The sequence below is a fragment of the endosymbiont of Acanthamoeba sp. UWC8 genome, assembly GCF_000730245.1.
Classification (GTDB): Bacteria; Pseudomonadota; Alphaproteobacteria; order Rickettsiales; family Midichloriaceae; genus Jidaibacter.
The window spans coordinates 1,249,608-1,263,891 of sequence record NZ_CP004403.1 but is presented as its reverse complement, the minus strand read 5'-3'; the positions used below and the strand labels follow the sequence as shown (position 1 = coordinate 1,263,891).

The following is a 14,284-nucleotide window of genomic DNA, read 5'->3' as shown; positions in this document are numbered from 1 at the left end:
TACTTGTGTTTTACTAAAGACATACCACAAATGACAACATTAACAAATTAATGGAGGCTATTATGGCTATTTCTAATGAAAACAATAAAAATAAAAACACAGAAAATTTAAGCGCTGAAGAAAAGCAAAAAATGCACGATAATTACGCTGCAATGGGTCAAAAAGGCGGAAATACTACCAAAGAAACTCATGGTAAAGAATTTTATGAGGCTATCGGTAAAGAAGGTGGTAATGCACGTAAAGAACAAATGGCTCATTCTTCTTCTTACTCTAACAAAGGCGAAGAAAACAAATAATACATTTAATTTACTTGGGTTAGCTCATATATAATTCTCTTAAATGATAAAATTTAGTGTTAGAAAAAAGGAATTATATGTAAATATAATTCCTTTTTTTATTAAATGGTTGTTAACCGTAAAACTAAATTTAATAATATAATATGCTTTAATGAATGCGGTAAGATCTCATTACTTTCATTTTTAGCGTAAATATAGTTATTCTCCGCCGCCAAGCTGGTGCACATAAATTGCAACCTGCCTAATTGAAGAGTCGGATAACTTTCCTTCCCAGTAAGGCATTACACCTCCCCTACCGTTAAAAATTACATCATATATAGTTTGTTTATCACTACCATATAACCACACGGCATCGTTAAGGGCGGGAGCCCCGAATTCTCTTCCGCCTTGTCCTTGTGTTCCGTGGCAAGCTGCACAGTTATCCTGAAATAATTTATGAGCTTCTGAAGTTGTATCCGCACCATTTCTTAAAGAAATCACATAATCAGCTAATTTCCCTATTTGCTCAGGTGCCAGGATTTTATCGCGGCCAAATGCTGCCATTACCGATTCTCTGGTTTCAGGGTCTTCCGATCTTATTCCGTGTTTCAGAGTAGTATATATATCATCTATTTTTCCGCCCCACAGCCATGCACCTGCGGTTAAATTAGGATATCCGATGTTACCGCTTCCTCCGGCTCCGTGGCAAACTGCACAGTTGTTGTTAAAAGTTGATTTCCCTCCGGCTAAAGCGAATTTCTTCAGGGTAGGGCTTTTCAAAATTTCCTCAAATGAAGCTTTATCAAAATCAGTTTGATAGGCAGCTCTGATTTTTTCTACTTCTTTAAGTTTTTCATCAAGCTCATTAATTGAGGACCAATTAAGTATGTCAATATTATTCGGTGTCGGAGAAGAGGGGTATAGCATGCAATAAATTAAAGCAAATATTAATGCAGCATAAAATGTGTATCTTAACCATAATGGGTCAGGATTATTATATTCTTTTATACCATCCCACTCATGACCGGTATCTTGAACTTCAATTTTTCGGTTTTTGTTATTTTTCACCTTGTTTAGTCCCCTTCTCGTCTTTTAATGGAATTTGGCTATATTCTTCATATTTTTTCTTTGAATGAGGGCGAAAAACCCATGCTACTATTCCAATAAAGCTTAATAACATTAATATTAAAATAAGTATTTCCGGATTCATATATTTTGCCATCACCAGTTTCTTCCTTGATTGGTTTTTAGGTCAACTTTGTTACCGATCGCTTGGAGGTAAGCAACTAACGCATCCAGTTCAGTAATATTTTCCGCTTCTTTATCAAATTTGCGAACTGCTGCTTTATTATACCGGCTTTGGAAGTCGGTAATTTGTTTATCTTCAGTAATTATACCGGTTTGAATTTTAATATCATTCTCATAATCTTTAATATCTTGATCTGTATAAGGAACCCCGATCATTTTCATAGTTTTCATTTCATCAGCTATCTTTGAATAATCAAGCTTTGTCGTGTGTAAAAAAGGATAGCTAGGCATAATTGATTCCGGAACTAAGCTCCTTGGATCGATAAGGTGGGTAACATGCCAATCATCGGAATATCTTCCGCCTACCCGTGCAAGATCAGGACCTGTACGCTTAGATCCCCAAATAAAAGGATAATCATACATACTTTCGGCTGCTAAAGAATAATGCCCGTATCTTTCCACTTCGTCGCGTAAATAACGAATTTGTTGGCTATGGCAATTATAACAACCTTCACGCTTATAAATATTAAATCCTGCCAGCTCTAATGGAGTATGCGGGCGCATGCCTTCTACTCTCTCCATAGCAATTTCTTTTTTAAAAAGAGGTAAAATCTCAACCATGCCCCCAATCATAGTAGTAATTAAAGCCAGAGATAAAAGTATAAAAACATTTTTTTCTATTTTGCTGTGTAAATTTGCCATATTATCAACTTTTTATATTGTTGCCGGTGTAAGCTTTTCTTGTCGCTGCTTAGAAGTAATAGTCATCCAGGCATTATAAACCATTATCACGGTTCCTAATAAGTAGAATATTCCTCCCAGCGCTCTAATTACATAATAAGGATGTAAAACGGAAACAACTTCAATAAATGAATATTTCAAAAAGCCCATTTCATCATAGCTTCTCCACATCAAACCTTGGGTAATTCCCGCTACCCACATAGAAGTTATGTATAAAATTATTCCGATACATGCGAGCCACAGATGGAGACTCATTAATTTAACTGAATACATTTCCTCTCTATTCCAAAGCACGGGAATAAGACAATATAAAGCACCGAAACTAATTAGACCAACCCATCCTAAAGTTCCTGAGTGTACATGCCCGATTGTCCATTCAGTATAATGGCTAAGAGCATTTACTGTTTTTATTGCCATTAAAGGGCCTTCAAAAGTACTCATACCATAGAATGCTAATGCTATTACAAAAAACCTAAGTACGGGATCTTCTTTTAATTTATACCAAGCTCCCGATAGAGTCATCATACTGTTCACCATGCCTCCCCAAGACGGAAGCCATAAGATAATCGACATAGCCATTCCTAAAGTTTGTGCCCAATCAGGGAGCGCCGTAAAGTGTAAATGATGAGCACCCGCCCAAATATATAAAAATATCAATGCCCAAAAGTGCATAATAGAAAGACGATAAGAATAAATCGGGCGTCCTGCTCTTTTAGGAATAAAATAATAAACCATCCCGATAATACCCGTAGTAAGTAAAAACCCTACCATACTATGACCGTACCACCACTGTATCATAGCGGATTGCACCCCCGAAAACAAATATACACTTTCCGAACCGAATAATGATAACGGAATAGATAAGTTGTTCCCTATATGGAGCATTGCAACTACGATAATATAGGCCATGAAAAACCAGTTTGCTACATAGATGTGAGGTTCTTTACGTTTTACTACTGTTCCTATATATACATAAAGGTATATCAGCCACACAAATAGAAGTAAAAGATCCGCATACCACTCAGGCTCTGCGTATTCACGACTTTGAGTAATCCCTACGCAATAGCCGTATAAAGCTATAATTATGAAAAATTGATACCCGGCAAACATAATATAGGCAAGCTTCTTACCGACAAGCCTAGCTTGACAAGTTCTTTGTACAATGAATAAAGATGTTGCGAAAAGAACATTGCCCACAAATGCAAATAAAACACCTGTAGTATGAACTTGCCGTAATCTTCCGAAATTTAACCAGGGAATCCCAAAATTAAGGCTTGGGTATGCAAGCTCTAAAGCAACATAAACCCCTGCCGCCAAGCCTACTATCAACCAAAAAAGCGTAGCTAGAGTGAACAGCTTTACAATTTGATTATCATATTTAATATCTAAAGTTTTAATACTATTATTCATAATGAAATTTTACAATTATACTAAATTAAGCTAACATGAAAATGTAATTTCTTCAACTTAAGAGAAGAACAAAGCTTCAATTTATTTTTTATACTAAGAAAGTTGCCTTTGTATTATATAGAAAATCCGGATATTTTATAAAATAATGAGCCATTAAGAATATTAATATTTTATATGGCTCATTATTAATTAATTCAGAAATTATTATTTGGATTTTGATTTAAGATTATCAATTAAATCTTTTATATTATTATTAGATAGGAAAGTTGAAAAATCTGCTCTTTGAGTTGCAAGTAAGCTAACTCCTTCAGCCACGATATCCCTAATTTTGAAAGTGCTTCCGTAATCTTTAAGCCTATATTCTATTTGTACAGCTTCTTTAGAGGAAGGAGAGGAAATATTCATTGAAACTTGATACTGCTCATTGCCTAGTGAAGTTGAAGCATAAATATTATAAGTTTGCTTATTATATTCTTCATATTTTGGAACATATATGGAAACTAAATAGTTTTTATAAGCATCTGTATATTCTTTTTGTTCAGCTGCCGATAGTGTAGACCAATATCTGCCGAGGACGAATTTTGCCATCCACTCATAATCGGTTACTTCTAAAAAGAGTGCAATTAACTCAAGCTTTTTTGTATTTTTATCAGTATTACTCAGCACCCCGATAACTCTTTTAGCATTAGTATCCACAAATTCGGAAGCTTTTTTATTATTATTATCAGCTGCTGCATTTGCGATAAGGTTATGAGTCGAAATAATACTTACAATTATTATGAATATGAAATGTTTAATAATACGCATGGCTTACCTTCTATTGATTTTTTTGAAAATATAAACTTCTATAAGTGACATATTCATCCATAGAAGATTGTTCTAAGTAATCGGTTGTATCCAGTAAATAGCTTCTCTTATCAATTGTAACTATACCGGTTCTGGCATAGGCTGCTTTTCTGTTGAGTGCATAATTAAAAGGATCAGCTAATGTATCGGCTGCAAAACCGAAAGCATCTTTAATACTAGAGCTTCCAATTAATGGTAACACCAAATATGATCCAGTTTTAGCTCCATAAGTACTTAAAGTTTCACTGAAGCCTGTTTTTAAATATTTCAAACCTGCTTCTCCTGCCACATCATGAATTCCGCCCAGTCCTAAAAAAGTATTGGTTATAAACCTGGCAACAGCAGTTGTACATTTTTTAGGGTTTAACTGTAATAAGCCATTAATAAAATTTACCGGCTCAGTTAAATTTTGAAGAAAATTATGTACTCTATCCCTTCCGAACTCAGGAACAAGTATTTTATAAGTATGGGAAACAGGTTTTAAAACTACATTATCCAAACCTTTATTAAACTTAAATATTGCCCGATTAAATTTTTCAAAAGGGTCTCGTGCAGCTATATTATTTGAGTTATTGATATATATTTCTTCTTCGCTGCTGTCCTCTTCAAAATCATCGGAAGCATCTGCGTTAAAAGATAAAAAATTAAATACTAATAACAAAGCAAGACCAAAATGTGTTCTCATGATACTTATATATCCTAATTTATATTTAATAAATCTATATTAGAATACAAAGGTAAATAAATAGTTAATTTTTAGTTACTTACTAAAGATAATAACCTTACCTTGCTCGTTATTGGAAAAGGTTGTATTCTCTTCCTTAACCAGCTTCCAACTATACTTATCAGCAATAGTTTTAACATATTCCGAAGAAAAATAAAACTGCTCAAATAATGGTTTAAATTCAACATCTTTATTATTTGTTGTTTTAAAGGTAATACCAAGCAAACCTGCTTCTTTAACAATAGGGTAAATATTTTGAAAGAAAAAGTCTAAGTTAGAATTATAAGTTATAAGATCAGAAGCAAATATAATATCGAAGTTAAAATTTAATGTATTAGGATCTTTTAAATATGATTCATAATCAATAACTTTAACATTATTATAAACTTTCATATCATCCAGCATAAGATAAGATGCGCGCCTCGCCATAAGTGAGGAGATATCTACCCCCATTATAATATTGGCAATTTTTTGAACACGGCAAAATTTACCCATTATACCGGTGCCGGAGCCAATATCTAAAATATCATTTCCAAATGGTTTATTCTTCGCCATTAATAATTGTATAGTACTGGAGAATAAACTTTGCTGAGGAATGATATCCTGCTGTTGGATAATAATTTTGTTATTATCCAGTGCTTGAGCAATTATATCAAAGGTTGCTTTGATTATACTTTTGGGTATAGAGCTTATCTCAGCCGCTTTGTTATTAAGCAGGTTTATACAATATTGAGTTTCTTCTATAAAATCCTGATGTTTCGAATTTAGGTACTTTTCGAAGTACACTCTGGCTTTTTGGTGTTTAAAGCTTTCCAGGTAACAACGACCTATGTAGTAATCTGAAGCAATATAGTTAGGGTTAATAAATTTTGCTATATTAAAACGCAGGATTGCATCTGATCTATTGCCCAGCAGATAATGATACATCCCTAAGTCAAAATTAGTTTGGGCTATATTTTTGCTTTTGCTAATAACATCTTGAAAATTATTTTTAAAAATAGTTACAGCTTGGTTAGATAACTCTTTAAAGTTAATTTGATTAAAAGTGCTTTTAATCAGCTCAAATTTTGTGTTAAGCATAGTTAAAATTTTCATTCCGTATCCCCCGTCAGGATTTGTTTTCCGTAATCTTGCTACTAATATTATTAAATATTGTTAAAGCTTGTGCGATCATACCGCTTGCATCATTGGTATTAGCGGGAATAATTACCGCATTTGATTCTTTAGCAAGTGAGCCGAAAGCATTTATATATTGCTCGGCAACCCGTAAAGCTACCGCTTCTTTGCCACCGTTTGCCTGAATTGCCTGAGCGACTTTTTCAATACCCTGAGCAGTTGCATTTGCGATCGTCTGAATCGCCTCTCCTTCACCGTTTGCACGGTTGATTTGATCAATTGTTGCTGCTTCCGAAGCAAGCACTACTTCTTGTTTATTAGCTTCCGCTATATTTATCTGAGCTTGTTTTTTACCTTCGGATTCTAAAATATCCGCTCGCTTCTGTCTTTCGGCCGCCACTTGCATTTCCATGGCTTTTACAACATTAGTGGGTGGCTTTATATCCTTAATTTCATAGCGCATACACTGTATGCCCCAGGTAGATGCTGCTTCATTGATTGCATGTACAATATGAGTGTTTAATGTTTCACGCTCTTCAAAGGTTTTATCCATATGTATTTTTCCGATTGCGGAACGCATGGAAGTCTGTGCTAATTGCACTACGGCATAATAAGGGTTTTCAACTCCATAAGAAGCATCTACCGGGTTAATGATTTTTAAGTAAACTACGCCGTCAAGCAGTAGGGTAACATTATCTTGTGTAATTGCTGCCTGCTCATGAACGTCAACGGCTCGTTCTTTTAAAGAGTGCTTATAAGCTACTTTATCAATAAATGGTATTATTAACGTAAGTCCCGGTTCTAAAGTTTTATTATATTTACCCAAACGCTCAATTATCCATGCCTGTTGCTGCGGGACAATCTTTACTCCCATCCAGGCAATAAGAAACAGAGCAAATAAGAAGATTAAAAACCCGTATTCCATATTAATAACTCATTGAAATTTATAATTCTTTTATTTAACAATAAAGATATTTTCTTTTACTGCAACAATTGTAACGTTTTTACCTACTGAAATTTCTTTTTCCTCTGCATCAATTGCAAGCATGGCTTTAAAAATAGTGCCTGACCACTTAACATTCCCTACTTTACCGAATATTAAATTTCCCTCCGTTACTTCTGCAATACCGCCAATAATATTGTTATATGAGTCTTTAGGCGCTTTTTTAACTAAGTTAACTAAAGGCTTATAAGCGATTATCGTCCATAAAAAAGTGAAACCAAAGAAGTAAGCTAATTGTTGAATAGCATTTGGAACCAAATCAAAAGTAACCATTATTCCTACCGTAAAACACGATAGCGCCGCAAATAAGCAAACTATAGTAAAGCCTAAAACTACTTCTAATACTATAAATATTCCTGTTAATAAAAACCAAAACTCTTTAGTAAAATATTCCATATTTTTTTAAGAACCTATATATCATTTAAGAAGTTGAAATGGGAAGCGGGCTATCAGACATGGTTCTTAAGTAAGCTATCAAATTAGCTCTATCACTATCATTCTTAATACCTGCAAACGCCATTTTTGTTCCGGGGATATATTGCTTCGGTGCATAGAGGTAACGATATAACTCTTCAAATCCCCATTTACCACCCTCTTTAGAATGGTTCTGCATCGCTGAAGAATAGCTGAATTCCGTATGCCTTGCGGTAGGAGCTCCGACGATACCCCATAAATTAGGCCCTACTTTATTAGCCTCGTTTTTTGCAATAGTGTGGCATACTGCACATTTTGTAAACACTTGCTTGCCTGCTTCGGGGTTGGCAGCAGACATAATAGCAGCCATATCTATAGTGATAGGCAAACCTTGTGGTGCAGAAGTATTCGATGCAGTAGTTTCCGCCACATCCACTTTAAACCCTTTTTTCAAAGGAAAGGGATGGGGAATATAAAACATACTTCCTATATTAGCACTCATTATTATAGTAAACATCGCAATCGCGATCGCTATAACAATTTTATCAAACTCAAAACTTTCCCTCACAAAACCACTCGTCCATTAAAAAAATTATATTAAATATTATATTTATAAGATTAATATTTCAATAAAAAAAGGGCAACTGTTAAGTTGCCCTCGCTTCTAATTATAAAATTAGTACTACTCTCTTCTATCGCCCATGAAACGGAGTAAATGAAGAAATATATTGATAAAGTCCATATATAAATTTAATGCTCCGTAAACCGCAACTTTAGAAGCCATTTCTCCGCTACCGCCTACAGCATAGTATGTATGCTTAATTTTTTGTACGTCATAAGCAGTAAGACCGATAAATATGAAAAGACCGATTAAAGATAGCATAAATTCCATCATAGAGCTTTTTAAAAATATATTTACAACTGATGCTATGATAACTCCAATTAAGCCCATAATTAAAAATGAACCGAAATTGGTAAGATCTTTTTTAGTTGTATAACCATAAATGCTCATAGCCCCGAACACTGAAGCTGTAATGAAAAATACTCTTGCTATACTGGTTCCGGTGTACATCATAAATATTGAAGACAATGATAAGCCAATAGTTGCGGCATAAACCCAAAAAGTTGTTTGCACAGCTTGCAAACTTAACCTTTGAAACGATGCACTTAAAAAAAATACAATCCCAATAGGGGCAAGCATTACCACCCATACGAGCGGACTACCAAATATCGCTTGCATCATTGCTTCTGAAGTAGAGACCGTAAATGCAACTACCCCGGTTAAGATTAAAGCAAAAGCCATATATTTATATATAGCTACCATATAATCCCTTAGCCCCATATCATATGTAGCTTGGGAAGAAGTATAGCCTGCTTGATTCAATTTTGTATAATCCATTTTTACCTCTTCGTTATCCAGTAAATCATTAAAACATTATTTCTAAATATAATACATTTTAATGAGTTTTCAAGATGTATGGTATAATTAAACATTCTTTAATAATTCTAAATCAATTCAGATAGATTTAAAACATTAATCCAATGCTCATACCTACAATAAATATAGCTATAATTTTTAATGAGCTAAAAGGCATAGCTTTAGGTTCCGGTCGGTTATTTATCTTAAAACCTTGGGTATCAACATTTTTTTCCATTTTATCAAAAAAACTTAGCATCTTATCTACTGCTTTAGGCAAGTCATGAGACAACTTAATTATATTAGCTTTGGTATCTTTAATTCTAGCTTTTATCCCGAAATTTTGTCGAGCCCAATCTTTAATCCATGGCTCGGCTAATTGCCACATATTTACTTCCGGATACAAAGACTGACCTGTTCCTTCAACAGTCACCAACGTTTTTTGCAGGAGTAAAAACTTCGGCTGGATATTCATATCAAATTTTTTACTGATTTCAAATAATTGCTTCAATAATTTACCTATAGATATTTTATTTACCGGCATGCCTACTATCGGCTCGCCGACACTCCTACAGGCTAAGGCGAAAATTTCACGGGATTGCGTATGAGGAACATAGCCCATTTCAAAATGTATATCGGAAACTGCTTTATAATCTCTGGTGATAAAGCCGTATAATATTTTTGCGACAAATACTCTATCTTCTTTTTCCAGACTTCCCATAATCCCAAAATCAATCAGAACAATTTTTCCTGCATTATTAATCATTACATTGCCGGGGTGAATATCTGCATGAAAAAACCCGTCTCTGTAAGCTTGATTGAAGAAAGTAATTGCTAAGTTTTTAGCAATTTGTTGTAAGTTATGGCCTGCCTTAATTAATTTTTGGCGTTCATTAATCGGTATTCCATCTATCCATTCCTGGGTTAGCACTCTTTTAGAAGTTAAATCCCATCGCATCTGCGGAATATATACGGAATCATCATTAGCAAAGTTTTCCCGGAGTTGGTCAGCGGCAGCTCCTTCGATCCTTAAATCCGTTTCAATGCTCACTGAATGCTCAAGGGTCTTTACTACCTGATCCAGTTTAAAGCTTTTAATGGGAGGAAAAAAAAATAATAGAAACTCAGTAATAAAGTAAAAAAGTTTTAAATCATTATTGAACTTCTTCTCTATATTCGGTCGCAAAATTTTGACTGCAACAGGCTCATTATCAAAAGTTACTGCTTTATGAACTTGTGCAATTGAGGCTGCTGCCACGGGAGTTTTATCAAATTCTTTAAATAAGTTATCGAGAGAGGTTTTAAATTCTTTTTCTAAAGTTCTTTCTACACTCGTAAAGTTAAAAGGCGGAACCTTATCTTGCAGTTTTGACAAAGAGTTTGATAAACTTTCACCGATAATATCAGGCCTTGTCGATAGGGTCTGACCTAGTTTTACAAAGGAAGGGCCGCTTCTAAGGAGAAAATTATTAATTTGGTTACCCATCTTTCGGATAGTTCTTTCTCTACTTAAATTGTTTAATAGAACTAATCTTAGCAGAGAATAAGGAACCCCGCTAAGAAGCAATATTAGAAGAATTTTAAGTAATCTAAAAGTATTCGCAATAAAATTGATCATTTCCTATAGGTTTATTTAACTCTGCGCCATATGCGTTTTTTGGCATAATAAAACAATATAGTAAACACTAAAGTGAAGATGATAACTTTAATCCCCAGGCCTTTTCTCTCTTCCATTTCCGGCTCGGATGCCCATTGTAGAAAATTAACCACATCTTTGGTCATCTGCGCAGTAGTCGCAATCGTGCCATCAGTATATTCCACCTGGTTATCGGTAGTGATGGGAGGCGGCATGGCAATCTGCCCGCTACCATTTACAAAATAAGGATTATAATACATGTTTTCACCAAGCTTAACTCCTTTCGGAGGCGCTGACTGATAGCCGGTCAATAATGAATAGATGTAATCAGCTCCGCCTTCTCTAGCCTTAACCATAAGAGACAGATCAGGAGGAAATGCGCCGTTGTTTACCGCCCTGGCAGCCTGCTCATTCGGGTAGATGGGCGGGAAATAATCTGAAGGTCTGCCCGGCCTTTCAAACATTTCGCCTTCCTGGTTAGGTCCGTCTTGAATATTATAGCCTGCAGCAATCGCTTTAACTTCTTCTTCCGAAAAACCCAAGTCAGTGAGGTTCCTAAAAGCAATTCTTTTAAGAGAATGGCAAGCTGAGCACACTTCTTTATATACTTTTAATCCTCTCTGAATCGATTGTCGATCAAAAGTGCCTTGGGCTCCGTCAAAAGACCAATCAACATTTTTCAACTCAGGCGTGTGTTCAGAGCTAGCAAACGCAGTATTGCCATAAAAAATAAACAAAATTAATAATAATTTTCTAACCTGCATAGATAAAAATATAAATCCCCGAATATTAAATTCAAATAAACTTAACATATAATTAGCCCTTTGTAGAGCAAATTTTTTAAGCTCAACAGGTTATGAATTTTTATAAATTTTAAAATAAAAATAAGTTAAATTAGCAAAGTAAAGATTCATTTTGTATTTTTTGGTATTTAAGTTTTGTTCTTTATCACTTATAAACGCATGTTACCGCTTGCTTGTAGCATAATAAATGTTATAAATTTTGAAAAATATAATGTTAAAGCTTATGCATACACATACACCTAAAAGAGTTTTTTCAGGATTGCAACCGACCGGTAATCTTACCCTTGGCAATTATTTAGGCGCAATTATGAATTGGGTGAAAATGCAAAATGAATATGAGTGTATCTTTTGCTTAGTAGACCAGCATGCTATAACACTACCTCATGATCCCAAACAGTTAAGACAAAATTTACTTACAAATCTTGCTGCATATCTTGCCTGTGGTCTTGATCCGGAGAAATCAATAATTTTTAATCAGGCGAGTGTTAGTGCTCATGCTGAGCTCGCATGGATTTTTAGCTGCATTACACCGCTCGGTTGGTTAAATCGTATGACTCAGTTTAAAGAAAAGGCCGGTAAAGATAGAGAAAATGCTTCCTTAGGTTTATATTCATATCCGGTGTTAATGGCTGCTGATATATTATTATACCATGCAACACACATACCTGTCGGCGATGATCAAATTCAGCATATTGAACTTGCACGGGACATTGCCGGGGCTTTTAACCGCAGGTTCGGGAACGAGTATTTTAAGCTTCCTAATGCGATTACTCACAAAATTGCAACCCGTATTATGAGTTTGCAGGACGGAACTAAGAAAATGAGTAAATCCGACCCATCAGACCTGGCAAGAATCAATTTAATTGATGATAATGATACTATTGCCAAAAAAATTAAGAAAGCAAAAACCGATGCAATAGGGGAAATTTATTATGATAAAGAAAACCGCCCTGAAATTTCTAATCTCTTAACCATATATGCCACTTTAGAAAATAAATCTATTGAGGAAGTTAGCGCTAAACTTTCCGGGTTTAATAATGCGAAATTTAAAGATGCATTAAGCGAACTTTTGATTGAGAAGCTTTCTCCGATTAGAACGAATATTAACGACTTAGTTAAAAATGAAGATTATCTCTTAAGTGTATTTGAAAGTGGTAAAGAGAAGGCAAATGAAATTGCAGCAAAGACTATAAATCAAGTGAAAGAGATAGTCGGATTTATTTTATAAAGCAGTATAACTCTGCTTATTATATTGCTTGATTCTGAAGAGTTATAAAGCCATTTGAACAAATATTTATTTTAATCCAACTTACAAGGAGTAGGCTATTCAATACAGCCTGATTTTATAAATAGTTATGTTAGTTATATATATAATTTAATGAACAAATTTCTTTAGAGATTTTATACTATCATCAATTAAATCTAATTTAATGTTTTTATCTAAGTCTTCAACTAGCATTTGTTGTACGATCGCAAGGGCAGAATCGACTGCTTCAGTTTTAATATCTCTGATAATTTGCTGCTCTTGTTGGGAAATTCGTTGCATAGTAAGCTCTAAGCGTTTCTGAGTAATTTTCTCAGCTTGCTTTTTTGATTCTTCTAATATGGATTTAGCTTCAAGGTGAGCTTTATCAAGAATATCTTTGGCGCTTTGTTTAATATTATTATGTTCAATTTCGATCGCTTGAAGCATGTTTAATGCATCTTCTTTAATTTTAGCAGCTTCGTTCAAATCATGTATAATTTTATCTGTTCTCTCATCTAAAGTTTTTAATACAATTGCCTTTACCGGCTTAAATATGGCGCCAACAAATATTATAAAAGATGCTAAAACCCAAAAACCTTCATTGAACATACTATCTACCTTAATTTACTTTTTGTGAGCTGTTATGAAACTCATCTAGAACAGTTTTAAAAATTTCTTCACTTAGATCTTTTACTACAGCTGGCAGCTCACTTTTTAACTGAAGTTTTATAACTTCTAACTTATTAAGGTTTTCAGTTGTTTTTTCGGCAAGGGCTGTTTCAAATTCTTTGATTTCCTTATCGCTCGCTTTTTTAGCATCTAAAACAACGTCTGCTTTTAAGTTTAAAGCCTTAGTTCTAGCTTCACTTAACGTAACGGCAATTTCGGATTTTAAAGCCTTATGATTTGTAATCATTTTTTCAGCCTCAACTAAATCTATCTTCACTCTTAATGCTCTATTTTTCACTACTTCACTTATTGTCGGTAAGAAAAACTTAGCGATAAACAAGTAAAGCAATGGAAAGATTACAGCCAGCCAAAATAATTGTAATGAAAATGAACTTATATCAAGCTGAGGCATAAAATTTTCCAAAAACCAAATTATACAAAATAATTACTGCTTTAGCAATAAATAAACTATTTTTTATCGAGATATATACTTATACTACGAAAAGCAGCATTAATGCGATCAAGAATGCAAATAGTCCCATAGCTTCAGATAAAGCAGCTCCGATAAACGCACTTCTGGTAAGTTTAGACTCTACGGAAGGATTTCTGGATATACCGTTTAACAAGCCCACGAAGATATTACCAACACCAAGCGCCGCACCTAACATTCCCAAAGCTGATAAACCAACCCCTATATATTTTAATCCGATATTAATTCCTTCAGTCTCCATATTCT

At 34.3% G+C, this 14,284-nt stretch carries 18 protein-coding genes; 2 read left to right on the top strand and 16 right to left on the bottom strand.

What is annotated here, in order from left to right; all coding sequences use genetic code 11:
- Positions 1-62 precede the first annotated feature (62 nt).
- On the top strand, positions 63-296 hold the full coding sequence (locus tag I862_RS06150; protein WP_075260616.1) for a hypothetical protein: 234 nt from the start codon (positions 63-65) through the stop codon (positions 294-296).
- A 198-nt stretch (positions 297-494) separates the two neighbouring features.
- Here I862_RS06150 and ccoP read toward each other — a convergent pair whose 3' ends face one another.
- The 13 genes from ccoP to I862_RS06090 form a co-directional block, all read right to left on the bottom strand.
- Positions 495-1,343: a cytochrome-c oxidase, cbb3-type subunit III gene (ccoP, locus tag I862_RS06145; RefSeq protein WP_052646509.1), complete on the bottom strand. Its 849-nt coding sequence runs from the start codon at positions 1,341-1,343 to the stop codon at positions 495-497.
- Positions 1,333-1,497 carry a cbb3-type cytochrome oxidase subunit 3 gene (locus I862_RS08275; RefSeq protein WP_084173811.1) on the bottom strand — a complete coding sequence of 55 codons (165 nt, stop codon included), beginning with the start codon at positions 1,495-1,497 and terminating at the stop codon, positions 1,333-1,335. Before I862_RS08275 ends, ccoP begins: the two co-directional genes overlap by 11 nt.
- Entirely contained in the window at positions 1,497-2,225 is a 729-nt protein-coding gene (ccoO, locus tag I862_RS06140) for a cytochrome-c oxidase, cbb3-type subunit II (protein WP_038540137.1), read from the bottom strand. Before ccoO ends, I862_RS08275 begins: the two co-directional genes overlap by 1 nt.
- Before the next feature lie 12 nt (positions 2,226-2,237).
- Complete coding sequence (gene ccoN, locus I862_RS06135; protein WP_038540134.1) at positions 2,238-3,674, bottom strand: cytochrome-c oxidase, cbb3-type subunit I; 1,437 nt, start codon at positions 3,672-3,674, stop codon at positions 2,238-2,240.
- 204 nt (positions 3,675-3,878) lie between these two features.
- The gene (locus tag I862_RS06130; protein ID WP_038540132.1) at positions 3,879-4,481 is read right to left on the bottom strand and encodes an MlaC/ttg2D family ABC transporter substrate-binding protein; all 603 of its coding nucleotides are present in this window, start codon (positions 4,479-4,481) and stop codon (positions 3,879-3,881) included.
- 10 nt (positions 4,482-4,491) lie between these two features.
- The gene (locus I862_RS06125) at positions 4,492-5,205 is read right to left on the bottom strand and encodes an MlaA family lipoprotein (protein WP_052646508.1); all 714 of its coding nucleotides are present in this window, start codon (positions 5,203-5,205) and stop codon (positions 4,492-4,494) included.
- A gap of 75 nt (positions 5,206-5,280) precedes the next feature.
- A complete protein-coding gene (locus I862_RS06120; protein WP_038540129.1) occupies positions 5,281-6,339 on the bottom strand; it encodes a methyltransferase in 1,059 nt (352 codons plus the stop codon).
- A 13-nt stretch (positions 6,340-6,352) separates the two neighbouring features.
- Complete coding sequence (locus I862_RS06115) at positions 6,353-7,285, bottom strand: SPFH domain-containing protein (RefSeq protein ID WP_038540126.1); 933 nt, start codon at positions 7,283-7,285, stop codon at positions 6,353-6,355.
- Positions 7,286-7,315: 30 nt separating this feature from the next.
- Positions 7,316-7,759 (bottom strand): NfeD family protein, encoded by a 444-nt coding sequence (locus I862_RS06110; RefSeq protein ID WP_038540123.1) that lies wholly within the window; start codon positions 7,757-7,759, stop codon positions 7,316-7,318.
- Between the two features lie 25 nt (positions 7,760-7,784).
- Entirely contained in the window at positions 7,785-8,345 is a 561-nt protein-coding gene (locus I862_RS08555) for a c-type cytochrome (protein ID WP_038540120.1), read from the bottom strand.
- Between the two features lie 114 nt (positions 8,346-8,459).
- On the bottom strand, positions 8,460-9,176 hold the full coding sequence (locus I862_RS06100; protein ID WP_038540117.1) for a Bax inhibitor-1/YccA family protein: 717 nt from the start codon (positions 9,174-9,176) through the stop codon (positions 8,460-8,462).
- 127 nt (positions 9,177-9,303) lie between these two features.
- Complete coding sequence (gene ubiB / locus I862_RS06095) at positions 9,304-10,812, bottom strand: 2-polyprenylphenol 6-hydroxylase (RefSeq protein ID WP_052646507.1); 1,509 nt, start codon at positions 10,810-10,812, stop codon at positions 9,304-9,306.
- An 11-nt stretch (positions 10,813-10,823) separates the two neighbouring features.
- Positions 10,824-11,594 carry a cytochrome c1 gene (locus I862_RS06090; protein ID WP_038541604.1) on the bottom strand — a complete coding sequence of 257 codons (771 nt, stop codon included), beginning with the start codon at positions 11,592-11,594 and terminating at the stop codon, positions 10,824-10,826.
- A gap of 262 nt (positions 11,595-11,856) precedes the next feature.
- Here I862_RS06090 and trpS point away from each other — a divergent pair, with 262 nt between their 5' ends.
- Entirely contained in the window at positions 11,857-12,861 is a 1,005-nt protein-coding gene (trpS, locus tag I862_RS06085; RefSeq protein WP_038541601.1) for a tryptophan--tRNA ligase, read from the top strand.
- Positions 12,862-13,008: 147 nt separating this feature from the next.
- Here the strand turns inward: trpS and I862_RS06080 are convergent, their stop codons facing one another.
- From I862_RS06080 to I862_RS06070, 3 genes are all read right to left on the bottom strand, one after another.
- Entirely contained in the window at positions 13,009-13,488 is a 480-nt protein-coding gene (locus tag I862_RS06080) for a F0F1 ATP synthase subunit B family protein (protein WP_038540115.1), read from the bottom strand.
- A 10-nt stretch (positions 13,489-13,498) separates the two neighbouring features.
- Positions 13,499-13,960: a F0F1 ATP synthase subunit B family protein gene (locus I862_RS06075; protein WP_038540112.1), complete on the bottom strand. Its 462-nt coding sequence runs from the start codon at positions 13,958-13,960 to the stop codon at positions 13,499-13,501.
- 79 nt (positions 13,961-14,039) lie between these two features.
- Entirely contained in the window at positions 14,040-14,279 is a 240-nt protein-coding gene (locus tag I862_RS06070) for a F0F1 ATP synthase subunit C (RefSeq protein WP_038540108.1), read from the bottom strand.
- Positions 14,280-14,284 lie beyond the last annotated feature (5 nt).

Bases quoted from the DNA above. Each gene is read 5' to 3' on its own strand.
- I862_RS06120 (WP_038540129.1), bottom strand. From the start codon at position 6,339: ATGAAAATTTTAACTATGCTTAACACAAAATTTGAGCTGATTAAAAGC.
- trpS (WP_038541601.1), top strand. From the start codon at position 11,857: ATGCATACACATACACCTAAAAGAGTTTTTTCAGGATTGCAACCGACC.
- I862_RS06150 (WP_075260616.1), top strand. From the start codon at position 63: ATGGCTATTTCTAATGAAAACAATAAAAATAAAAACACAGAAAATTTA.
- ccoO (WP_038540137.1), bottom strand. From the start codon at position 2,225: ATGGCAAATTTACACAGCAAAATAGAAAAAAATGTTTTTATACTTTTA.
- ccoN (WP_038540134.1), bottom strand. From the start codon at position 3,674: ATGAATAATAGTATTAAAACTTTAGATATTAAATATGATAATCAAATT.
- I862_RS06090 (WP_038541604.1), bottom strand. From the start codon at position 11,594: ATGCAGGTTAGAAAATTATTATTAATTTTGTTTATTTTTTATGGCAAT.
- I862_RS06070 (WP_038540108.1), bottom strand. From the start codon at position 14,279: ATGGAGACTGAAGGAATTAATATCGGATTAAAATATATAGGGGTTGGT.
- I862_RS06110 (WP_038540123.1), bottom strand. From the start codon at position 7,759: ATGGAATATTTTACTAAAGAGTTTTGGTTTTTATTAACAGGAATATTT.
- ubiB (WP_052646507.1), bottom strand. From the start codon at position 10,812: ATGATCAATTTTATTGCGAATACTTTTAGATTACTTAAAATTCTTCTA.
- I862_RS06130 (WP_038540132.1), bottom strand. From the start codon at position 4,481: ATGCGTATTATTAAACATTTCATATTCATAATAATTGTAAGTATTATT.
- I862_RS06125 (WP_052646508.1), bottom strand. From the start codon at position 5,205: ATGAGAACACATTTTGGTCTTGCTTTGTTATTAGTATTTAATTTTTTA.
- I862_RS06075 (WP_038540112.1), bottom strand. From the start codon at position 13,960: ATGCCTCAGCTTGATATAAGTTCATTTTCATTACAATTATTTTGGCTG.
- I862_RS06115 (WP_038540126.1), bottom strand. From the start codon at position 7,285: ATGGAATACGGGTTTTTAATCTTCTTATTTGCTCTGTTTCTTATTGCC.
- I862_RS06080 (WP_038540115.1), bottom strand. From the start codon at position 13,488: ATGTTCAATGAAGGTTTTTGGGTTTTAGCATCTTTTATAATATTTGTT.
- I862_RS08275 (WP_084173811.1), bottom strand. From the start codon at position 1,497: ATGGCAAAATATATGAATCCGGAAATACTTATTTTAATATTAATGTTA.
- I862_RS06100 (WP_038540117.1), bottom strand. From the start codon at position 9,176: ATGGATTATACAAAATTGAATCAAGCAGGCTATACTTCTTCCCAAGCT.